This window comes from Paracoccus aerius (assembly GCF_014656455.1).
GTDB classification, from domain to species: Bacteria; Pseudomonadota; Alphaproteobacteria; order Rhodobacterales; family Rhodobacteraceae; genus Paracoccus; species Paracoccus aerius.
Genome location: NZ_BNCL01000001.1, coordinates 1 through 21,717 on the forward strand (window position 1 = coordinate 1; position 21,717 = coordinate 21,717).

The 21,717-nt window shown below is 66.1% G+C and carries 19 protein-coding genes; 8 read left to right on the top strand and 11 right to left on the bottom strand.

Annotation, left to right across the window (positions count from 1 at the left end):
- Positions 1–140: 140 nt before the first annotated feature.
- From IE224_RS00005 to IE224_RS00030, 6 genes are all read right to left on the bottom strand, one after another.
- A complete protein-coding gene (locus IE224_RS00005) occupies positions 141–1,181 on the bottom strand; it encodes an ABC transporter substrate-binding protein (protein WP_191307026.1) in 1,041 nt (346 codons plus the stop codon).
- Positions 1,182–1,275: 94 nt separating this feature from the next.
- Positions 1,276–1,998 (bottom strand): SDR family NAD(P)-dependent oxidoreductase, encoded by a 723-nt coding sequence (locus IE224_RS00010; protein WP_191307028.1) that lies wholly within the window; start codon positions 1,996–1,998, stop codon positions 1,276–1,278.
- Between the two features lie 9 nt (positions 1,999–2,007).
- Positions 2,008–2,886 (bottom strand): polyphosphate kinase 2, encoded by an 879-nt coding sequence (gene ppk2 / locus IE224_RS00015; RefSeq protein WP_191307030.1) that lies wholly within the window; start codon positions 2,884–2,886, stop codon positions 2,008–2,010.
- Positions 2,887–2,889: 3 nt separating this feature from the next.
- Complete coding sequence (locus IE224_RS00020; protein ID WP_167621805.1) at positions 2,890–3,816, bottom strand: homoserine O-succinyltransferase; 927 nt, start codon at positions 3,814–3,816, stop codon at positions 2,890–2,892.
- A gap of 4 nt (positions 3,817–3,820) precedes the next feature.
- Complete coding sequence (locus tag IE224_RS00025) at positions 3,821–4,681, bottom strand: ATPase (RefSeq protein ID WP_191307032.1); 861 nt, start codon at positions 4,679–4,681, stop codon at positions 3,821–3,823.
- Positions 4,682–4,781: 100 nt separating this feature from the next.
- Positions 4,782–5,960, bottom strand: coding sequence for an OmpP1/FadL family transporter (locus tag IE224_RS00030; RefSeq protein ID WP_191307034.1), 1,179 nt, complete (start codon positions 5,958–5,960; stop codon positions 4,782–4,784).
- Positions 5,961–6,208: 248 nt separating this feature from the next.
- Between IE224_RS00030 and guaB the strand changes: the two genes are divergently transcribed.
- Positions 6,209–7,657 carry an IMP dehydrogenase gene (gene guaB, locus IE224_RS00035; RefSeq protein ID WP_167621808.1) on the top strand — a complete coding sequence of 483 codons (1,449 nt, stop codon included), beginning with the start codon at positions 6,209–6,211 and terminating at the stop codon, positions 7,655–7,657.
- 39 nt (positions 7,658–7,696) lie between these two features.
- Here guaB and IE224_RS00040 read toward each other — a convergent pair whose 3' ends face one another.
- Complete coding sequence (locus IE224_RS00040; protein WP_167621809.1) at positions 7,697–8,011, bottom strand: FYDLN acid domain-containing protein; 315 nt, start codon at positions 8,009–8,011, stop codon at positions 7,697–7,699.
- A 112-nt stretch (positions 8,012–8,123) separates the two neighbouring features.
- Here IE224_RS00040 and IE224_RS00045 point away from each other — a divergent pair, with 112 nt between their 5' ends.
- Together IE224_RS00045 and IE224_RS00050 are read left to right on the top strand one after the other, a co-directional pair.
- Positions 8,124–8,822: a M48 family metallopeptidase gene (locus tag IE224_RS00045; protein ID WP_191307036.1), complete on the top strand. Its 699-nt coding sequence runs from the start codon at positions 8,124–8,126 to the stop codon at positions 8,820–8,822.
- Positions 8,823–8,853: 31 nt separating this feature from the next.
- The gene (locus IE224_RS00050; protein WP_167621811.1) at positions 8,854–9,501 is read left to right on the top strand and encodes a GntR family transcriptional regulator; all 648 of its coding nucleotides are present in this window, start codon (positions 8,854–8,856) and stop codon (positions 9,499–9,501) included.
- Positions 9,502–9,510: 9 nt separating this feature from the next.
- Here IE224_RS00050 and IE224_RS00055 read toward each other — a convergent pair whose 3' ends face one another.
- Both IE224_RS00055 and hemB read right to left on the bottom strand, forming a co-directional pair.
- The gene (locus tag IE224_RS00055) at positions 9,511–10,170 is read right to left on the bottom strand and encodes a lipid-binding SYLF domain-containing protein (RefSeq protein ID WP_167621812.1); all 660 of its coding nucleotides are present in this window, start codon (positions 10,168–10,170) and stop codon (positions 9,511–9,513) included.
- A 110-nt stretch (positions 10,171–10,280) separates the two neighbouring features.
- Positions 10,281–11,285, bottom strand: a complete 1,005-nt coding sequence (gene hemB, locus IE224_RS00060) for a porphobilinogen synthase (protein WP_191307037.1) — start codon at positions 11,283–11,285, stop codon at positions 10,281–10,283.
- Positions 11,286–11,367: 82 nt separating this feature from the next.
- On the opposite strand from hemB, the gene IE224_RS00065 reads away from it, so the two are divergent.
- Genes IE224_RS00065 through IE224_RS00080 form a run of 4 tightly spaced genes read left to right on the top strand, consistent with a single transcriptional unit; the run spans position 11,368 to position 17,155 of the window.
- Positions 11,368–11,940: a hypothetical protein gene (locus tag IE224_RS00065; protein ID WP_191307039.1), complete on the top strand. Its 573-nt coding sequence runs from the start codon at positions 11,368–11,370 to the stop codon at positions 11,938–11,940.
- Positions 11,941–11,976: 36 nt separating this feature from the next.
- Positions 11,977–15,435 (top strand): transcription-repair coupling factor, encoded by a 3,459-nt coding sequence (mfd, locus tag IE224_RS00070; protein WP_191307041.1) that lies wholly within the window; start codon positions 11,977–11,979, stop codon positions 15,433–15,435.
- Positions 15,432–16,559 carry an aminodeoxychorismate synthase component I gene (locus IE224_RS00075; protein WP_191307043.1) on the top strand — a complete coding sequence of 376 codons (1,128 nt, stop codon included), beginning with the start codon at positions 15,432–15,434 and terminating at the stop codon, positions 16,557–16,559. The genes mfd and IE224_RS00075 overlap by 4 nt, the downstream gene beginning before the upstream one ends.
- Complete coding sequence (locus tag IE224_RS00080) at positions 16,520–17,155, top strand: aminotransferase class IV family protein (RefSeq protein ID WP_229849178.1); 636 nt, start codon at positions 16,520–16,522, stop codon at positions 17,153–17,155. Before IE224_RS00075 ends, IE224_RS00080 begins: the two co-directional genes overlap by 40 nt.
- 122 nt (positions 17,156–17,277) lie before the next feature.
- On the opposite strand, the gene clpA is transcribed toward IE224_RS00080, so the two are convergent.
- Entirely contained in the window at positions 17,278–19,599 is a 2,322-nt protein-coding gene (gene clpA / locus IE224_RS00085) for an ATP-dependent Clp protease ATP-binding subunit ClpA (RefSeq protein WP_167621818.1), read from the bottom strand.
- A gap of 209 nt (positions 19,600–19,808) precedes the next feature.
- A complete protein-coding gene (gene gloB, locus IE224_RS00090; RefSeq protein ID WP_191307045.1) occupies positions 19,809–20,555 on the bottom strand; it encodes a hydroxyacylglutathione hydrolase in 747 nt (248 codons plus the stop codon).
- A 58-nt stretch (positions 20,556–20,613) separates the two neighbouring features.
- On the opposite strand from gloB, the gene IE224_RS00095 reads away from it, so the two are divergent.
- Positions 20,614–21,438 carry a methyltransferase domain-containing protein gene (locus IE224_RS00095; protein WP_191307047.1) on the top strand — a complete coding sequence of 275 codons (825 nt, stop codon included), beginning with the start codon at positions 20,614–20,616 and terminating at the stop codon, positions 21,436–21,438.
- Positions 21,439–21,717 lie beyond the last annotated feature (279 nt).

The window sequence follows — 21,717 nt, forward strand, 5'->3', positions numbered from 1 at the left end:
CGATGGGGAATGCTACAATTTCTTCAAAGCCGCCGGATATGAAACCGATCAAACGCAACACGCCCTAGGCGGCAGCGTCCTTTCTTCTTCATCCAAATATCCTCGGGGGTCCGGGGGCAGACAGCCCCCGGCGCTTCGTTTCAGAACCCGGCCTTGATCTTCTCGAACTCGGCCAGTTGCTTTTCGCGCTGCGCCGGATCGTTCGGCGTCTGGGCCAGGATGGGGGCATCGACCTCGGACAGACCCTCTTTCACCGCAGGTTCCTCGGCAATGGTCGCCATCGCCTCGGTCGAGGTGTGGCCATAGCCGATCGTGTCCAGCAGCGCCTTGCCCGCCGAAGGCTCCAGCCAGGCGTTGATGAAGTCATAGGCCTTTTCCTCGTTGCCCGGCCCGTCCTTCAGGTTGATGTATCCGCAGAAGAAGGTGGACGACCCTTCCTTGGGCGCCCGCTGGAAGGCGACGGGATAGTTGTCGTTCTGCAGATAGACCACGCCGTCGTTCCACGACCAGGCAATGTCCACCGCGCCGGACGCCATCAACTGCGCCTGTTCCGACGGATCGGCCCAGTAGGCGGCGACGTTCTGATGCGCCTGGCGCAGCCAGTCGGCGGCGGCCTGGAACTGTTCGTCGGTCACATTGGTCCAGTCGGTCGTCCCGGTTGCCAGATAGCCAAGCGCCCAGACATCGTCCGAGGAATCCGGCAGCGAGGTGCGGCCCTGGTACTTCGGATCGACGAAGACCTGCAGCGTGGACACGTCCTCGGCCGGAACCGTTTCGGGATTATAGGCGATGGCCGTCGCGCCCCAGTCGGTCGGGATGTACCAGACGCCCTCGTCGTCCTTGAACACCTCGGAGGCGAGGAACTGCGGGTCGATCTTGTCAAAGTTCGGGATCTTCGACGTGTCCCAAGGCTCGATCAGCCCGGCGTCGCGATACTTGCTGACCATCTGGCTGCAGGGGTGGGCCACGTCGGCCTTGAAGCCCGAGGCGATCTTCTGGAAAGCCTCGTCATCGTCGCCATAGAAGGCATAGGTCGGGCTGTCGCCGTGCTTGTCGATATAGCCCTGGAAGATCGACGGTTCCTCGAACCCCGCCCAGTCGAAGACGGTCAGTTCCGGGTCCGCCGCCAGAGCCGGCAGGGCCGTGACAGAGACGAGAGCGGTGGTGATCAGCAAGCGCATGATTTCGGGCCTTCCTGTTGGGCGGTTTGATCCGAACGCTAGCGGCGGCATAACCGTCGCGCAAGGGCATCGCGCGCCGGTCAAGGACCGTTGATCAGCGCATCCTCAACGCGCCGTCCAGCCGGATCACCTCGCCGTTCAGATAGGCATTCTCGACGATATGGGCGGCCATGCGGGCGAATTCCTGCGGATCGCCGAGGCGGGCAGGAAAGGTCACCTCAGCCGCAAGGCTGTCCTGCACGTCCTGCGGCAACCCGCGCAGCATGGGCGTGGCGAAGATGCCCGGCGCGATGGCGCAGACGCGGATGTTCTGCCCGGCCAGATCGCGCGCCAGCGGCAGGGTCATGCCGGCGATTCCCGCCTTGGACGCGGCATAGGCCGCCTGGCCCTTCTGCCCGTCGAAGGCCGCTATCGAGGCCGTGTTCACGATCACGCCGTTTTCCGGGCGTCCGTTCCGGGCCATTTCGGCTGCCGCAAGCCGCAGCACGTTGAAGCTGCCAACCAGGTTCACCTCGATCACGCGGCGAAAGGCGTCAAGGTCGTGCGGGCCGTTCCGTCCCACGGTCCTTTCGCCGATCACGACGCCCGCGCAGTTCACGCAGACGTCGATCCCGCCCATGATCCCAACTGCCTGGGCGATGGCCGCAGCCGTGCTGTCGGCGGATGTCACATCGGCCTGCAGATGGTGCGCATCATCGCTTGCCGCGCGGTCCAAGACGACGACCTGCGCGCCCTGGCTGCGGAACCAGTCGACCGTGGCGGCCCCCAGGCCCGAAGCGCCGCCGGTGACGATGGCGCGGCTGTTTCCCAGGTCCATGTTGCCTCCCTATCTGTCCAGCAATTCCGGCCCGCCGGTGATGGCCGGATCGGGGATGCCGATGGCGTCCGCGTCCTTGCCCGCGAAATCGACGGCGTTCAGGATCGTCTGGATCGCGGCAAGCCGCGCCCGGCGCTTGTCGTCGGACAGGATGACCGTCCAGGGCGCGATGGGAGAATGGGACCGGTTCAGCGTGTCGCGAATGGCATGGGTATAGTCGTCCCATTTCGCCAGGCCGTCCACGTCGATCCGCGACAGCTTCCACTGCTTCAGCGGGTCGGCCTCTCGGTCCAGGAAGCGGCGCAGCTGTTCGGCCCGGCCCACGTCCAGCCACAGCTTGACCAGGATGATGCCGTCATCGACCAGCATCTGTTCGAAATCGGGTAGCTGGCGGAAGAAGGCATTGCGCTGATGTTCGGTGGAAAATCCGAAGACGCGCTCGACGATGCCGCGGTTGTACCAGCTGCGGTCGAACAGCGCGATCTCTCCCTTGGCGGGCAGCCAATCGACATAGCGCTGGAAATACCACTGGCCCGCCTCGCGCTCGGTCGGCGTGGGCAGCGCGACGATGGCAGCGGAACGGGGGTTCAGGTTTTCCCGCGTGCGTTCGATGGTGCCGCCCTTGCCGGCGGCGTCGCGGCCTTCGAACAGGACGACCAGCCGCTTGCCGGTCGCCGCCACGTCATGCATCAGGCGCACCAGTTGCAATTGCAGCCGGTCCATCTGCGCCTCGTAGGACTTCTTGTCCATCTCGGCGCGGTAAGGATAGGTCGGGTCCAGGACCTGATCCTTGGCTGCATTCTCCAGGGCTTTCCTGATGTCCCTGGGCGCGGCCTTCAGCGCCTCGGTGATCTTGCCGACCAGGGGCAGGTCCGGGATTTCCGCCATCACTTATCCTTCGCCGATGCGGGACAGGTCGTATTCGGTCGTCTGATAGATCTCGTTGATCCAGTTACCGTAAAGCAGATGCGCATGGCTGCGCCAGCGGTTCGAGGGCGCCCGCGCCGGATCGTCGTCGGGGTAATAGTTCAAGGGCACGTTGATCGGCTTTCCAGCCTCGACGTCGCGATCGTATTCCTCCTTGAGGGTCGTGCTGTCATACTCGAAATGGTTGAAGATATACAGCGCCCTATGGCCCGGATCCTCCAGCAGGCAGGGGCCGCACTGGTCGCTGGCCAGCAGTGTGCGCAGGGCGGGGCGGGCGTCAACGTCGGCCTGACGGATCTCGGTCCAGCGGCTGACGGGCACCAGCACGTCATCGGAAAAGCCCCGCAGATAGGGCGAGGCCGGGGCGAGGTTGCGGTGGCGGAAGCAGCCGAAGGCCTTGTGCTCCAGCGGGTGCTTTTCCAGCCGGTGGAAATGCCAGGCCATCGCCATGCCCCCCCAGCAGACGCCGAAGGTCGAATGGACATGGCTTTGCGTCCAGTCGAAGACGCGGGTCAGTTCATCCCAATAAGTCACATCCTCGAAGGGCAGCAGTTCCACCGGGGCGCCGGTGATGACAAGGCCGTCGAACTTTTCGCCCGTGGCCTCGACCTCTCGGAAGGGGCGATAGAAGCTTTCCATGTGGTCGGCCGCCGTGTTGCGGCTTTCATGGTCCGACATGCGGATCAACTGGAAGTCGATCTGCAGGGGCGTGGCGCCGATCAGCCGGGCGAACTGGTTTTCCGTCTGGATCTTCTTGGGCATCAGGTTCAGAAGCCCGATCCGCAGCGGCCGGATGTCCTGCGTCGCGGCCCGGCCCGGAGACATGACCATCACGCCTTCGTCCGACAGGATGCGATAGGCGGGCAGGTTCTCGTTCAGGGTGATGGGCATCGGCTTATTCCTTGCGGTCTATGGCGCGGGCGATCAGGGCGTCGAAATCCGCCGGACTGCGGACTTCGGCCACCTCTTCGGCCAGGACGGTGACGCCGCGCCGCGCCATCGCCTGATAGCGCGGCTGGCGATGGGCCAGGGCGCGCGCATAGGTCCAGCGGATGAAGTCGTCGGGATTGACCTCGTCCCCGTCCAGGCCCTTTTCGACCCGATAGGCGATCCAGGCCTTTTCCAGGAACTGGGGCTGGTAATACATGGGCTTGGGCGCACGGTCGAAGCGGCGCACCAGTTCGGCGGTATGGGCGTCCGACCCCTTGATCCAGACCATCAGAAGGTCGCGTTCAAGCGCCGACAGGACCGGGTCGGCTGGGTCTTCGGGATCCACGACCTCGCAGATGGACCCACCTGAATCGCAGACGAAATGCGGGATGGCGTAGATGTCGCGGGCGCGGTCCATGAAGTGCCGCGTGTCCAGCAGCGCCGCCATTTCCGCCCGCCGGTGCTGGTTCTGGCGCAGGCAGTATTCGTCAAAAGGCAGGCCCCCGCGCGACGGGCTGCCGGGCTTGCCCAGATAGGTGGACAAGGGCGCCAGGTTGTCGAAGGTGATGTTCGAGGCAATATAGACGCTGTCGGACAGCAGAAGCTCGCGCAGGAAGGGGACCTTCATCGCCTCGCGCTTGAAGTTGTCGGCGATGAACTCGCCCATGTAGCGGGTGCCGATGCGGTAATCGACGCTGTAGTGGAACCAGTCGCCCGCCTCGCGCAGCATGTTGGCCAGAAAGGTCTTGCCCAGGCCCGACATCCCGAACAGCACGACGCGCTTGGCGCTTGCCCCCAGCCAGTCGCTGCCGCTGCGATAGATCATCGGATGTTCCCTCGTTTCGGGCGCATAGGTAATGCGGGGTCCGTGAAAAGCAAAGGCCCCGCCGAAGCGAGGCCTTGCCAGTGTCGCAAGTGGGCAAGGATCAGAAGCTGTAGCCGATCCGCACGCCGACGCCCCAGGCGTGGTTGTCGTCCATGGTGGCGACAGTCGTCTTGTTGCCCGTTTCCCCGATGCCCACGTCGGAGCCACCCAGCCGGGTGTAGTTGATGCCGGTCGTGATCTTGATGTTGTCCATCGTGTAGATGCCAGCCAGGGTGACACCCTTGCGCCCGTTGGTTGGGGCAAGTGGCGAAACCGTATCGCCTTCGCTGGGTTCGTAGAGGAACGACAGGGACGCGGACCAATTGTCAGTAAACTTGCGCCCGATACCGATCGTATAGGTTGTCGTATCCTCGACCTCGACCAGCGGCACGGTTCCCCCTGTCGGAGTAGCGATCGGAAAGACGGCGTTGTCCACGATGAACTCTGACCACTTCACCCAGCGGATCGAACCGAAGACCAGGGTGTCCTGCGCAATGCCGGTCTGTCCTTCGAGAGTCCAACTACGCGGTGTCTTGACCGTATATGTTCCCGAAATCGTATCCGTGAGACCACGGGTGGCAGCAAGGACGATATCGCCGGTCTCGGTCATCTCGAAATCATGCTCGATAGGCGAATTGTACGTCAGAGAGACCCGGGCAGCAATTTCCGGTATCTCGTAGGCTGCGCCGAGGACATAACCCATTCCCCATTCATCATTGATCTCCAGATTATAGGGCGGGCTTATCCTGCTGTATCCTGCACCATTCAGCGTCACGCCGCCATCGGCTCTGGATGCGCGAATCCCGCCATGGACCGAAAAGTTGTTCTCAAACTTGTAGCGAGCGAGTCCCGTGAGGGTGGTCGAATTCACCTCGACCCGCGTCCCGCCCAGAACCGGCGATGCGTCAACTGCAGGATTGGGAAGCGGGCCCGGCTGAGTGGGATAGAGGATATCCGCACCGAAAGGCTGCTCAACGATGAAAGCGGCCGACAGGTTGTCGTTGAACTGGTGCTTGTAGGAAAGCCCGACAAAGCCATAGCCCTGCGCCACGTCACCGGTGTTGAAGCCGGCGACATCACGGCCTTCAACGGTCGGATCGACGCCCCCGAAGCTCAATTCCGCATAATTCCCTTGCTCGAACAGCACGGCCAGCGACTGGGGCGCGCGTTCGATGCCGCCGGCGACCAGCGGGGAAGCGGTGATCAGCAGAACCGCGCTGCCGGACATTATTTTTTTCATAGGTTCCTCCCTTGGCAGCCATTCGACCGCTGGATTCGAGCTTACCGCCGATGTTCTTCGAATCAATTGAGGGTGCAATATGACGCGGCGTCCGGACCTCATGCGGCGTGCGCTAGTGGCATTGCGGCAACTTTCGGTTGCGGTGGGCCGGGGGCGAAGGTGAAGATTTTCACCGGCCCGCACTGGACAAGCCGCCCGGCGCGTGAAAGGGGAAACTGCCAAACGAAATTGACGCAAGGATACCTCCCATGCAGATTCGTGAGGCGCTTACTTTCGACGATGTGCTTCTGGTTCCCGCCGCATCCACGGTCATGCCCTCGACCGCCGATGTGACGACGCGGGTGACCCGCGCCATCGCGATGAACATCCCGCTTCTGTCCTCGGCCATGGACACGGTCACCGAAAGCCGCATGGCGATCGCGATGGCGCAGGCGGGCGGCATGGGCGTGATCCACCGCAACCTGACCGCAGATCAGCAGGCCGACGAGGTCCGCCGCGTCAAGCGTTTTGAATCCGGCATCGTCTATAACCCGATCACGCTGCGGGCCGATCAGACCGTCGGCGATGCGCGGGCCTTCCAGGAACGCTTCAATGTCACGGGCTTTCCGGTCGTGGACGAACAGGGCCGCGTCGTGGGCATCGTGACGAACCGCGACATGCGCTTTGCCAGCGACGACCGCACCCCGGTGCGGGCCGTCATGACCGCCGACAACCTGGCCATGCTGACCGAACCCGCCGACCGGCAGCAGGCCATCGGCCTGATGAAGGAACGCAGGATCGAGAAGCTGCTGATCACCGACGGCCATGGCAAGCTGACCGGCCTGTTGACCCTGAAGGATACCGAGAAATCGGTGCTGAACCCGCTGGCCTGCAAGGACGACCTGGGGCGTCTGCGGGTCGCCGCCGCATCCACCGTCGGCGACGAAGGGTTCGAGCGCAGCCAGGCACTGATCGAGGCTGGTGTAGACATGGTGGTGATCGACACCGCCCATGGCCATTCGGCCGGCGTCGCCAAGGCGGTGGAACGCGTCAAGATGTTCTCGAACGAGGTGCAGGTGGTCGCGGGCAACGTCGCCACGGCCGAGGCCACTCGGGCGCTGATCGACGCGGGCGCCGACGCGGTCAAGGTGGGCATCGGGCCGGGGTCGATCTGCACCACGCGGATCGTCGCGGGCGTCGGCGTGCCGCAGCTGACGGCGATCATGGATGCAGCATCGGCCGCGGGCGAGGTGCCGATCATCGCGGATGGCGGGATCAAGTTCTCGGGTGATTTCGCCAAGGCCATCGCTGCGGGCGCAAGCTGCGCCATGGTGGGCAGCGCCATCGCCGGCACGGATGAATCGCCGGGCGAGGTGATCCTGTACCAGGGCCGCAGCTTCAAGTCCTATCGCGGCATGGGCAGCCTTGGCGCCATGGCGCGCGGTTCGGCCGACCGCTATTTCCAGAAGGACGCCGCGACCGACAAGCTGGTCCCCGAAGGAATCGAGGGGCAGGTGCCCTACAAGGGCACGGCCAATGCCGTCATCCACCAGCTGGTGGGCGGCTTGCGCGCGGCGATGGGCTATACCGGCTGCGCCACGGTCGAGGAGATGCGCCGGAACTGCCAGTTCGTGCGCATCACCGGCGCGGGGCTGAAGGAAAGCCACGTCCACGACGTGCAGATCACGCGGGAAAGCCCGAATTACAGGATGGGCTGACGATATGGAAAAGGCCGGTCGCTTGACCGGCCTTTCTTCTTATTCCTCGTCGTTATCGGCGACGTCCGCGATGTCGTCCAGCGACACGTCGCCGTCGTCATCGTCTTCTTCCAGCAGGTCGTCGTCCAGTTCGCCCGCATCATCGCCCAGATCCTCGTCATCGTCGACCAGATCCTCGTCGTCGCGAACGGCGGTCTTTTCGGTGACCAGCGTCTTGCCGCGGCTATCGGTCAGGCTTTCCAGCGTGAACGTGTTCCCGCAGGCGGGGCAGGTCATCGGATTGGCGCGCAGGTCATAGAAGCGCGTCGCGCAGTGCGGGCACAGGCGTTTCGTGCCCCATTCCTCTTTGGGCATGGCTTTCTCCTTCCGCCGCGTTTAGGGAAATCGGTGGTCCCCCTGCCACAGGCGCGGGGGGGTGTCAAAGGCTTTTCTGACAGGGACGGCGGGGCAGGGCAAGGGCAGGCGGATGGCCGAGGCGTTCACCATCGCCAATGGGTTGCGGATCACGCTGCGCCGGTCGGCCCGGGCGCGGCGCATGGTGCTGCGGGTGCCGCGCGACGGCGGGCCGGTGGTGCTGACGCTGCCTGCCCATGTCGCGCTGTCCGATGGCGCGGCCTTCGCCGAGGCGAAATCGGCCTGGCTGATGCAGGCGACCCAGCGGCGCCCTGCGCCCAGCATCGTTCGACACGGCGCGGTCCTGCCGGTTGCAGGGGTTCTGCTGGTGCTGACCCCTGGGGCGGTGCGCGCCGCGTCGATCGAGGGCGAGGCCCTGCTTCTGCCCGCCAGCCGGCCGGCAGGGCCTGTCGTTCAGGCTTACCTGAAGCACCGGGCGCTGGCCGACCTGCGCGCCGCCTGCGACCGCCATGCCAAGGCGCTTGGCCGTCGCTATCATGCCATCGTGCTGCGCGATACGCGGTCCCGATGGGGAAGCTGCACTTCGGACGGGCGGCTGATGTTTTCCTGGCGGCTGGCGATGGCGCCGCCTGCGGTGCTGGACTATGTCGCCGCGCATGAGGTCGCGCATCTGCTGCATATGGATCATTCCCCGCGCTTCTGGACAGCGGTGGCCGGGCTGATGCCGGATTACGCGCGGCACCGCGACTGGCTGAAGCGGCATGGGGCGGATCTGATAGCCTGGCGGTTCCGTGAGCCTGCCGGGGATTGACGAGGGCCGGGTTTGTGATCACAACCGCTCTATGAACGCCCCCGCCCGATCCACCGATCCTTCGGCCCATGAAAAGCTGTATCGCAACCTGCGCAGCCGGATCATGCTGGGCGAGCTTCCGCCCGGCAAGCCGCTGACACTGCGGGGCATCGCCCGCGAATACCACCTGTCCATGACCCCCGCGCGAGAGGCCGTGCGCCGCCTTGTGGCCGAAGGCGCGCTGACCCTGTCGGCATCGGGCCGGGTGACCACGCCCGCCCTATCGGACGAGAGGATCGAGGAACTGGCCGCCCTGCGCGCCCTGATCGAGCCCGAACTGGCCGCCCGCGCCCTGCCGCGCGCGCATTTCGCGCTGATCGACCGGCTGGCGCAGATGAACGCCCGCATCGCCGATGCCGTGGAAAACCACGACGCCGTGGGCTATATCCGCTGCAACCTGGACTTTCACCGGATGCTGTATCTGCGGGCGCAGGCGCCGGCGATGCTGGCGATGCTGGAAACGATCTGGCTGCAACTGGGGCCGACGATGCGCGCCCTTTATGGCCGAGTGAAGCGGAACGAGCCTCCGCGTCACCACCGCATGATCCTGGCGGCGCTGCGGGCGGGCGACGAACCCGCCCTGCGGCTGGCCGTGCGCGCCGATGTCACGCACGGTCTGCGGCACCTGACTTCTGGCTAGGATCGTGGGCTAACTGCGGCCCATCTGGGGCATCTGCATCTGCGGCATCTGCGGCAGGCCCAACCCGCCGAAGCCCAGCGTCGGGATCTCGGACGGGATGATGCGGGTGTATTTCGTGCCCTCGATCGACGCGCCGGCCATCAGGCCCGCCTGGCCGAAGATCATCGCCACGACCGGAAGCTGTGCGGTGATCGTGTCCGCGCCAAGCGCCATGCCGCCCTGCGGGATCGCGTAGAAGGCGTTGGCACCGGCCAGCCAGCCGGGCGAGGCACGGAAGGATGCAAGCGCCCCGTCGGTCTGGAAGATCAGCACATGCGCATATTGCTGGGCCCCCGCCTGAAAGCCCACCGTCGCGCGGGTGGCGGAATAGTAATCCACCGTCGCCCCGCCGATCCGCAGCGCGCCTTGCCCATAGGCGCCGCCCACGCCAAGCGCGGCCTCGGTCATCAGGGGCATGTACAGGACGCCGCGCGCGTTCTGCACCAAAGCCTGTGCAGAAGGATAGTTCTGGATCAGGTAGTTATGCGTCTCATCCACCCGCGCATCCAGTTGCGCCCCTGCGTTGGTTCCGACCGCGTTGCTGCACCCGGCAAGCGCCAGGGCGGCGGTGCCGGCCGCGCCCTTCAACAGCAAGCGTCGGTCGATCCTGGTCTGGAAAAGGCTGCTCATCACTTGTCCCCACGTGTCGCGCCGGATGCCCGGCATTTTTCGGCGAATGTAGGGGATATGACGCGTCCTGTCACCCGCCCCGATGGGGACGGGCGACGGATCGCCTGCGCTCAGGCGCGGGCCGCGATCGCCTCGGCCACAAGCGGCGCGAAATAGGTCAGGATGCCGTCGCAGCCCGCGCGCCTGAAACACAGAAGGCTTTCGAACATCGCATCGCGCGACAGCCAGCCGTTGCGGATCGCGCCTTCCAGCATCGCGTATTCGCCGCTGACCTGATAGGCGAAGGTGGGCGCGCCGAACTGGTCCTTCACGGCGCGGCAGATGTCCAGATAGGGCAGGCCGGGCTTGACCATGACCATGTCCGCGCCCTCGGCCAAGTCGCGGGCCACGCAGCGGATCGCCTCGCCCCGGTTGGCGGGATTGACCTGATAGGTCTTCTTGTCGCCCACCAGCCGACCCGAGGCACCTACCGCGTCCCGGAACGGCCCATAGAAGCTTGACGCGAACTTGGCCGCATAGGACAGGATCGCCGTGTGCTTGTGGCCCGCCTGTTCAAGGGCCGACCGCAGCGCCCCGATGCGGCCGTCCATCATGTCAGACGGCCCCAGGATGTCGGCGCCGCTTTCCGCCTGGGCCAGGGCCATGCGGACCAGGGCCTCGACCGTTTCGTCATTCAGGATTTCGCCGTTCACGACGATGCCGTCATGGCCGTTGGCGTTGTAGGGATCCAGCGCGATGTCGGTCATCACCGCCAGGTCCGGCGCGACCTCCTTGACGGCGCGGATGGCGCGGTTGCCGATATTGTCGGGATCCCATGCGCGTTCGCAGGTTTCCGTCTTAAGATCCTGGTCGGAATGGGGAAAGATGCAGATGGCCGGGATGTTCAGCCGGGCCGCCCGTTCGGCCGCCCGCTTGGCCCCGTCCAGCGTAAGCCGTTCCACGCCGGGCATGGAGGTGATCTCCCCTTCGGCCCCCGGAACCTCGGTCACGAAGATCGGCCAGATCAGGTTCGCGGGCGTGACGTCGCATTCCGACACCATCGCGCGGATCGCGGGCGTCCGGCGCAACCGGCGCAGGCGTGCGGCGGGAAAGGGGGCGATGATCGGCGTCGGCATGGCGGGCTTCCTTTTCGGGGCGGCTTTTCCTTCGGCAACAGCCGTTCTAAGGTCGCGCGCGATCAAGGACAAGGAAGCCCTCGTGCCGCAATTCGATAGCCTGGTCGGCTTTCTGGACAGCCGGTCCTTTGGCACGGTCTGGTATTGGCTGATGGTGATCGGCCTGTGGTCCTTTACCGGCCGCGCCATCATCGGCGTCCCGGTCGAAGTCCTGGGCCGCGCGCGCACCGCCCTGGCCGAGGGCAAGGCCGACGCGCCGGTCGTGCTGCACCTGCTGGACTGGCTGTCGCTTGTGCTGCCCCGCTGGCAGCTTGGGGGTCGCGAGGGCGCGGTGCTTCTGGCCGTGACGGGCTTCGGGCTGACCTCGCTTGCCATCATGGGGATCGGCTATGGGCTGGAACTGGCGCTTGCGGCCTTCCTGCTGCTGCTTCCCTTGGCGATCCTGTTCTGGATGCGGGTGCTGCTGGCCCGCCGCCTGATGCCCCTGCTGGCCGCCGCTGAACAGGGCACCCGCCCGGTCCCCGAAGCCGCAGCCGAGGCCGTGCGCCGCATGGTGATCCACCGTCGGCTGGTCACGCTGCTGTCGATGCTGGCCGTGGCCATCACCGCGATATGGGGGGCGCTGTGGTCGGTGATCCATCCCTATGGCTTCTGACCTTGACACCGCCGCGCGGCGCTTTACCTCACCCCCATGGCCGAACACCTGATCCTTTCCGGCGCGCCCGAGGGCTATGACGCCGCCCTGATCGCGCGCGAGGCTGCGCGTCCCGAAAACAACGCCAAGCCCGTGATCCACATCGCCCGCGACGACCGGCGCATGGCGGCGATGCGCGCGGCCCTGGCCTTTCTGGCGCCGGGCCTTGCGGTGCTGGATTTCCCGGCCTGGGACACGACGCCCTATGACCGCATCTCGCCCTCGCCCGATATCCAGGCGGCGCGGATGGCGACGCTGGCCGGGCTGGCGCAGGGGGCGGTCAAGGGGCCCTTCGTGCTGCTGACCACGCTGAACGCGGTGATGCAGCGGGTGCCCCCGCGCAATCTGGTGGCCGCGGCCAGCTTCACGGCCCGCGTGGGCGACCGCATCGACGAGGGTGCCTTGCGCGATTTTCTGGTGCGCATGGGCTTTACCCAGTCGCCTACTGTGACGGAACCCGGCGACTACGCCGTGCGCGGCGGCATCATCGACATCTTCCCGCCCGGCGAATCCGGCCCGATCCGGCTGGACCTGTTCGGTGACGTGCTGGACGGCGCCCGCCGGTTCGATGCCGAGACGCAGCGCACCACCGAGAAGCTGTCGCGGATCGAGCTTGCCCCCATGTCCGAGGTGATCCTGGATCAGGACGCGATCACCCGCTTCCGCCAGAATTACCGCACGGAATATGGCGGCGGGACCAACGATCCGTTGTATGAAAGCGTCAGCGCGGGCCGCAAGACGGCGGGGATGGAGCATTGGCTGCCCTGGTTCCACGACCGGATGGAAAGCCTGTTCGACTATCTGCCCGGCGCCTCGGTCGTGCTGGACGACCACATCGGGCAGGTAATCGACGCCCGCCGCGGCATGATCCGCGAACAGTTCGAGGCCCGAAGGGCCGCGATGGCCGCCAAGGGTCGCAGCGATACGGTCTACAAGCCCGTGCCGCCTGACGCGATGTTCCCCACTGAAGGGGAATGGGCGTCCTGGCTGGCCGCGCATCGGGTGCTGCGGCTGGCGGTGCTGCCGCAGCCGCCGGGACCGGGCGTGCTGGATGCGGGCGGGCGCGTGGGCCGCAACTTCGCGCCCGAGCGTCAGTCCGAAAGCGTAAACCTGTTCAGGGCGTTGGCCGATCATGTGAAGGCGCTGTCGAAGGACCACCGGGTGGTCGTCGCCAGCTTCTCGGACGGCGCAAGAGAGCGTCTGTCGGGGCTTCTGGCCGACGAAGGCCTGACGGGTGCGAGGCCGATTGGCGATCTTCGCGACCTTTCCGACCAGCCCGGCGCAGTGGGTCTGGCCGTCTGGCCGCTGGACGAGGGCTTTGTCGCGGATGGGCAGGCCCTTGGCAAACTGGCGGTGATTTCCGAACAGGACGTGCTGGGCGACCGGCTGATCCGGGGCGCCAAGAAGCGCCGAAAGGCCGACAACTTCCTGAAGGACACCACCAGCCTGACGCCGGGCGATCTGGTGGTCCATGTCGAACACGGCATCGGGCGCTATACGGGGCTTGAGACGATCAAGGCCATGGGCGTGCCGCACGACTGCGTGGCCTTGGAATATGCGGGCGGCGACCGGCTGTACCTGCCGGTCGAGAACATCGAACTGCTGTCCCGTTACGGGCACGAGGAAGGCTTGCTGGACCGGCTGGGCGGGGGGGCCTGGCAGGCGCGGAAGGCGCGGCTCAAGGAACGCATCAAGCTGATCGCCGACAAGCTGATGCGCGTCGCCGCCGAACGCCTGCTGCGTCCCGCCCCCGTGTTGGAGCCAGAGGACCACGACTGGCAGGCCTTCGCAGCCCGCTTCCCCTATTCCGAGACCGAGGACCAGATGTCCGCCATCGAGGACGTGGCCGAGGATCTGGCGGCAGGGCGCCCGATGGACCGCTTGATCGTGGGCGATGTGGGCTTCGGCAAGACCGAGGTAGCGATGCGCGCGGCCTTCATCGCCGCCAGCCAGGGGATGCAGGTGGCGGTCGTGGCACCGACCACGCTGCTGGCCCGCCAGCACTTCAAGACCTTCGCCGAACGCTTCCGCGGCACCGCGATCTGCGTGCGCCCCTTGTCGCGCTTCGTGTCGGCCAAGGACGCCGCCAAGACCCGCGAGGGGCTGTCCGATGGCTCGGTGGACATCGTCGTGGGCACCCATGCGGTGCTGGCCAAGGGCGTGCGCTTCAAGAACCTCGGCCTGCTGATCATCGACGAGGAACAGCATTTCGGCGTGGCCCACAAGGAACGGCTGAAGGAACTGCGCAGCGACATCCACGTCCTGACGCTGACCGCGACGCCCATCCCGCGCACGCTGCAACTGTCGCTGACCGGCGTGCGCGACCTGTCAGTGATCGGAACCCCGCCGGTGGACCGCCTGTCGATCCGCACCTATGTCAGCGAATTCGACAGCGTCACCGTGCGCGAAGCCCTGCTGCGCGAGAAATACCGCGGCGGGCAAAGCTTCTTCGTCGTCCCGCGCCTGGCAGATCTGCCCGATGTGGAACACTGGCTGAAGGAGAACATGCCGGAACTGAACTACCTCGTCGCCCACGGCCAGCTTGCGGCGGGCGATCTAGACAGCCGGATGAACGCCTTCTACGACGGCAGCCACGACGTTCTGCTGGCGACGACCATCGTGGAAAGCGGGTTGGACATCCCGACCGCCAACACCATGATCGTCTGGCGCGCCGACATGTTCGGCCTGGCGCAGCTTTATCAGATCCGGGGCCGCGTGGGCCGGTCGAAGACCCGCGCCTATTGCTATCTGACGACCAAGCCCCGCCAGCCGCTGACCCCCCAGGCCATGCGGCGGCTGAAGTTCCTGGGCAGCATCGACGGCCTGGGTGCAGGCTTCAATCTTGCCTCGCAGGACCTGGACCTGCGCGGCGCGGGCAACCTGCTGGGCGAGGAACAATCGGGCCATATCAAGGAGGTCGGGTTCGAGCTTTACCAGCAGATGCTGGAGGAAACCATCGCCAAGCTGAAATCCGGCGAGATCGAGGGCACGCCCGAGGACGAATGGGCACCGCAACTGAACCTGGGCGTCCCGGTCACCATCCCCGAAAGCTATATCCCCGACCTGGACGTGCGGCTTGGCCTTTACCGCCGCCTGTCCGGCTTGACCACCAAGGTCGAGCTTGAGGGCTTCGCGGCCGAGCTGATCGACCGTTTCGGGGCGCTTCCGCGAGAGGTGAACACCCTGCTGCTGGTGATCCGCATCAAGGCGATGGCCAAGCGGGCCAACATCTCGCGCCTGGATGCCGGGCCGAAGGGTGCCACGGTGCAGTTCCACATGGACAAGTTCCCGAACCCCGCGGGCCTGGTCGAGTTCATGAACGACAATCGCTCGCGGGCGAAGATCACCGGCAACAAGATCTTTGTCGCGGACGACTGGAAGTCCGACGCGGACCGGATCAAGGGCGCCTTCGCCGTCGCCCGCGATCTGGCCGCCAAGGCCAAGGCCGCAAGGTGACGGAACAGGTCCGGTTCGATCGGGGGCCGCTGCCGGGCGGGACGCTGTTTGCCGCCCCCCGCATGGTGATCCGCGCGGACAGCCCTGTGGGCGTCGGGCCGGCGCTGCTGGCGATCGAGGCCGCGCGGGCGCAGGGCCTGTGGGTCGCGGGATACCTGTCCTATGAACTGGGCCACGCGCTGACGCCGAAGCTTGCCCCCCTGATGCCTGCCCAGCGGGGCTGCCCGCTGATCCTGATGGGCGTCTTCGACCGCCCGCTCCCCGCGCCCGCCTTGCCCGAACCGGCCGGCGTGCGGATAGGACCGGCCCGGCCGCTGTGGTCGCGGGCGCGCTATGACGCGGCCATCGACGCGGTGCGGGCCTATATCGCGGCGGGCGACTGTTACCAGATCAACCTGACCTTTCCGATGCTGGCCGAGGTCGCGGGCGATCCGCTGGCGATCTATGCGGCCCTTGCCGCGCGACAGCCAGTAGGCGAGGGCGCCTTTGTCGATCTGGGCGGGCCGGCGGTCCTGTCGCGCAGCCCGGAACTGTTCTTCGCCGTCGATGCCGAAAGCATGATCGAGACGCGCCCGATGAAGGGCACCGCCGCGCGGTCCCCCGATCCCGCCGAGGACGAGGGCAATGCCCGCAGCCTGCCGGCCTCGGAAAAGAACCGGGCCGAGAACCTGATGATCGTGGACCTTCTGCGCAATGACCTGTCGCGCATCTGCCTGCCGGGCAGCGTCCGCGTGCCGAAACTGTTCCATGTCGAAACCTATGCCACGGTTCACCAGATGACCTCGACCGTGACGGGGCAGCTTGCGCCTGGTGCCGGATTTGCGGACATCCTGCGGGCGATCTTTCCCTGTGGCTCGATCACCGGGGCGCCCAAGATCCGCGCGATGGAGATCATCGCCGAACTGGAAGGGGCGCCGCGCGGCGTCTATTGCGGCGCAATCGGTTGGATGGACCCGGCGGGGCCCATGCGCTTCTCGGTCGCGATCCGCTCGCCGGTGCTGGAGGCGCCGGACCGGCTGCGGCTGAATGTCGGCGGCGGCATTACCCATGACAGCCGTGCCGGTTCCGAATGGGAGGAAGCATTGTGCAAGGCCGCATTCCTGGACCTGTCCCCGAAGGCCTGACTGTCTTCGAGACCATGCGCGCCGAACCCGACGGGCGCATCGCGCTGTGGCCGCTGCATCTGGACCGGCTGCGGGCGGGCTGCGCGGCGGTGGGCTTTGCCCTTGACGACGCGCGGGTGATGGCGGTCCTGGCCAGGCTGCCGCGCAGCCGGGTGCTGCGGGCGCGGCTGGCGGTGGATGCGGCGGGCCAGGTCGCGCTGACTCATCAGCCATTGCCGCCGAACCCCGAGGTCTGGCAGGTCATCCTCTCGGATCACCGGCTGGACAGCGGGGATCCCTGGCTGCGGGTCAAGACATCGCACCGGCCGGTCTATGAGCGCGCCCGTGTGGCCCTTCCCGCAGGGGTGGACGAGGCGATCCTGCTGAACGAAGGCGGGGAGGTCTGCGAGGGCACGATCACCAGCCTGTTCCTCCGGCGCGGGGGCCGTCTGCTGACTCCGCCGCTGTCCTGCGGGCTGCTGCCCGGCGTGCTGCGCCGGTCGCTGCTCGAAGCGGGTCGGGCCGAGGAGGCGCGGCTGATGCCCGACGATCTGCGCGACGGAGAGATCCTGATGGGCAATGCCCTGCGCGGGCTGATCCCGGCGCGGCTGCTTTAGGGCCAGCGTTTCCCGCCCCCGTCGAGGGGGCCGGAAACACCAAGCCTTCGGCTTGCCGCCCGCCGCAAAAGGAAAGCCCCGCCGCGACTGGGTCGGGCGGGGCTTCGTTCCTGTCAGGCCGATCAGTCGGCGGTCAGCAACGGCGTCTTGGACTTGCCGATCCGCGGGGCATCGGGGCCGGTAATGTCGAAGGCGGGCTTGTCGTCCTCGATCTTGACGCGGACCACGCCGCCCTTGGTCAGCCGGCCGAACAGCAGTTCCTCGGCCAGCGGCTTCTTGATGTGCTCCTGGATCACGCGGCCCAGGGGACGGGCGCCCATCTTGTCGTCGTAACCCTTTTCGGCCAACCAGTCGGCGGCTTCGGGGGTCAGCTCGATATGGACGTTGCGGTCCATCAGCTGCGCTTCCAGTTGCAGCACGAACTTCTCGACCACATGGACCACCACGTCGCGCGACAGCGCGGCAAAGCTGATGATCGCGTCCAGGCGGTTGCGGAACTCGGGCGTGAAGGTCCGCTCGATGGCGGCGGTATCCTCGCCCTCGCGCTTGTCGCGGCCGAAACCGATCGCGGCCTTCTGCATGTCCGACGCGCCGGCGTTCGAGGTCATGATCAGGATCACGTTGCGGAAATCCACCTGCCGGCCGTTGTGGTCGGTCAGCTTGCCGTGGTCCATCACCTGCAACAGGATGTTGTAGACATCCGGGTGCGCCTTCTCGATCTCATCCAGCAGCAGCACGCAATGCGGGTGCTGGTCCACGCCGTCGGTCAGCATCCCGCCCTGGTCGAAACCGACATAGCCCGGAGGCGCGCCGATCAGGCGGGAAACCGCGTGCTTCTCCATGTATTCCGACATGTCGAAGCGAAGCAGTTCGACGCCCAGGGTCGAGGCCAACTGCTTGGCAACCTCGGTCTTGCCGACGCCCGTTGGCCCGGCAAACAGATAGTTGCCGATGGGCTTTTCAGGTTCGCGCAGACCCGCCCGGGCCAGCTTGATGGCCGAGGACAGGGCGGTGATCGCCGCGTCCTGGCCGAAGACCACGCGCTTGAGGGTCGTCTCCAGGTCGCGCAGAACCTCGGCATCGTCCTTGCTGACGTTCTTCGGCGGGATGCGGGCGATCTTGGCCACGACGGCCTCGATCTCCTTGGGGCTGATCGTCTTGCGCCGCTTGCTTTCGCTGACCAGGTGCTGGGCCGCACCCGCCTCGTCGATGACGTCGATGGCGCTGTCGGGCAGCTTGCGGTCGTTGATATAGCGGCTGGCCAGTTCCACCGCCGACTTGATCGCGTCATTGGTGTAGCGCAGGTCGTGATGCTTTTCGAAAGACGGCTTCAGCCCCATCAGGATCTTGATGGTGTCGGCCACGGTGGGCTCGTTCACGTCGATCTTCTGGAACCGGCGCGACAGGGCGCGGTCCTTTTCAAAATGCTGGCGGAACTCTTTATACGTCGTCGAGCCCATGCAGCGCAGCTTGCCGCCCGACAGGGCGGGCTTCAGCAGGTTCGACGCATCCATCGCCCCGCCCGAGGTCGCGCCCGCACCGATGACGGTGTGGATCTCGTCAATGAACAGGATCGCGTCCGGGTGGTTCTCCAACTCCTTCACGACGGCTTTCAGCCGTTCCTCGAAATCGCCGCGATAGCGGGTGCCCGCCAGCAGCGCGCCCATGTCGAGCGAGAAGATCGTGGCACCGGCCAGCACGTCGGGGGTTTCTCCACGCGTGATCTTCAGCGCAAGACCTTCGGCGATGGCGGTCTTGCCCACGCCGGGATCGCCCACCAGAAGCGGGTTGTTCTTGCGGCGGCGGCACAGGACCTGGATCGCTCGTTCCACCTCGGCCTCGCGGCCGATCAGCGGGTCGATGTCGCCTTTCTTGGACTTGGCATTCAGGTCCACGCAGTACTTGCCAAGGGCGGTTTCATCCTTGGCTTCGGGCGCGGCCTCGGCCTGCTTCTGTTCGGGCTCGTCCGACCCCACAACCTTGCGATTCTCGTTGAAGGACGGGTTCTTCGCCACGCCATGTGCGATGAAGTTGACCGCGTCGTAACGGGTCATGTCCATTTCCTGCAGGAAGAAGGCCGCGTTGGATTCGCGTTCGGCAAAGATCGCGACCAGCACATTGGCGCCCGTCACCTCTTGCCGGCCCGAGCTTTGGACATGGATGGCGGCACGCTGGATCACCCGCTGGAAGGCGGCGGTCGGCACGGCCTCGGACCCTTCCACGTCGGTGATCAGCGTGGAAAGATCGTCCTCGATGAAGTCGATCAGCAGCTTGCGCAGTTCGTCCAGGTCGACATTGCAGGCCCGCATCACCTTGACCGCGTCCGGTTCCTCGGTCAGGGCCAGCAGAAGGTGTTCGAGCGTGGCAAGCTCGTGTCGATGTTCGTTCGCCAGGGCAAGCGCCTGGTGAATGGCCTGTTCCAGTGAGGTCGAGAAGCTTGGCACGGTCGTCTCCTGTCAGTCGACTGGCGGTATGGGCATATCTTGTGCCCACCTGCCCAGACTGTCACGATACAGTTAAGATTTGGTGGATTTCGGCTGGCATCAAGTGGTTTTTCGTCCACATGCCGCGTTTTTCCCACGGTTGAGGCAGATGTGATGCCTCGCCGTGCGGATTTCAAGCGCGGCGATGGGGGCGACGATTTCGCTTGCCTTCAGAAGCTGTCCTTCATCGCGCGAAGGCGGGCAAAGACCTCGGCATCGGGCGCATCTTCCATGCCCAGGCTGGCGCGGAGATGGCTGACGCGCAGGAAGGGATTCGTTTCGCGTTCCAGCGAAAGGGGCGCGGGGGCGCAGGGCTGTTCCTTCATCTGCACGGCCTCCAGCCGGTCGCGCAGGGCCTGGTTGTCGGGATCAACCGACAGGGCGAAGGCTCCGTTACCCGCGCAATAGTCATGGCCCGAGCAGATCAGCGTTTCCGGGGGCAGGGCGTTCAGGCGCGACAGGCTGGCCCACATCATCTGCGGCGTGCCTTCGAACAGCCGGCCGCAGCCCAAGGCCATCAGGCTGTCGGCGGTGAAGGCAAAGCCGGACTGCGGAAGGTGGAAGGCGACATGGCCGACGGTGTGGCCGGACACGTCGATGATCTCGACCGGCTCGCCCAGCACCTCCAGCGGCTCGCCGGGGGCCACGCGGAGGTCCAGCGGTGGCAGGCGGTGCGCGTCGGCGGCGGCGCCGATTACCATGGCCCCGGTTCCGGCCACGATCTCGGCCACGCCGTCCACATGGTCCGAATGGTGATGTGTCAGCAGGATCGCAGACAGGCCCCAGTCGCGGGCGGCCAGTTCGCGCAGGATTGGCATCGGCTCGGGGGCGTCGATCAGGACAGTGCCTTCCTCGCCGTGCAGCAGATAGGCATAGTTGTCCTTCAGGCAGCGCAGCGTGACCAGTTCCAGCGGCATTGGCAAAGTCCCTTTCCTGTGATGTGGTCGAGCCTGTCAAAACCCGGGCCGGGGCGCAATGCACCACGATATTACCGACCTTCGCCAGTTCTATTACCAGCGGTCCCTGGGCCGCGTGGTTCAGCGGATCCTGCGCGACCGGCTTGTCACCCGCTGGCCGCCGGGTGGCTGCACGGGAATGACCGTGGCAGGATTCGGCTTTGCGGCGCCGATGCTGCGCCCCTATCTGGCGACGGCGCGGCGGGTCACGGCGCTGATGCCCGGCCCCCAGGGGGTCATGGCCTGGCCCGCCGGGATGCCGAACCACAGCGTCCTGTGCGACGAGTCCGCATGGCCGCTGGAAGCCGGCAGCGTGGACCGGCTTGTCATCCTCCACGGCCTGGAGACCAGCGACGATCCCAAGGCCCTTCTGGCCGAGGCCTGGCGTGTGCTAGGGCCGGGTGGGCGGATGATCGTGATGGTCCCGAACAGGGCGGGGCTTTGGGCTGCGTCCGACCGCACGCCCTTCGGCCTTGGCCGCAGCTATACCGCCGGCCAGATCGAGACCCAGGCCCGGCGGGCGGGCTTTGTCCCCGAATGGCACGGATCGGCCGTCTACATCCCGCCATCCGACCGCCGCTTCTGGCTGGGCAGCGCCCAGATGTGGGAACGGACGGGAAAGCGCATCAGCCGCGTCCTGATCGCGGGCGTGGTCCTGATCGAACTGTCCAAGCAGGTCCGCGCCCCCATCGGCCCCGAGATGCGCGTCCACGTGCCCAGCCCGCGCGAGATCCTGGACGGCGTCGTCGGCCCGCGCCCGGCGCGTGCCCCCTTGGGGCGGAACGTGCAGCATCTGCGGGACGGAAAGCAGGACCCGTCTCGAATCGTGTCCACCTGTCCATAAGGTGAACTGACGGAGGGCGCCCATCTGGCCTATAGCCTTAGGGGTAACGAGTTCGCTGCTTTTTGTGTCGCTCCGCCCTCCGTTCCCTATCGGCGTGGCGGAAAGTCGTCCAAGTATCGTTCCCAGTTGCGCCCGGCGCATGGGGGCAGTCTTTGGCTGGTCCCTGCGCCGGGCGGTTTTCATGTAATTGCAAAGTCCCGTGGCGCCCGTCTGCGCTGCGTTCAGCATGGTCCGGAAGGGCCTGGCCGGAGTGCGCTGCGACAGCCTGTCGCACCCTGC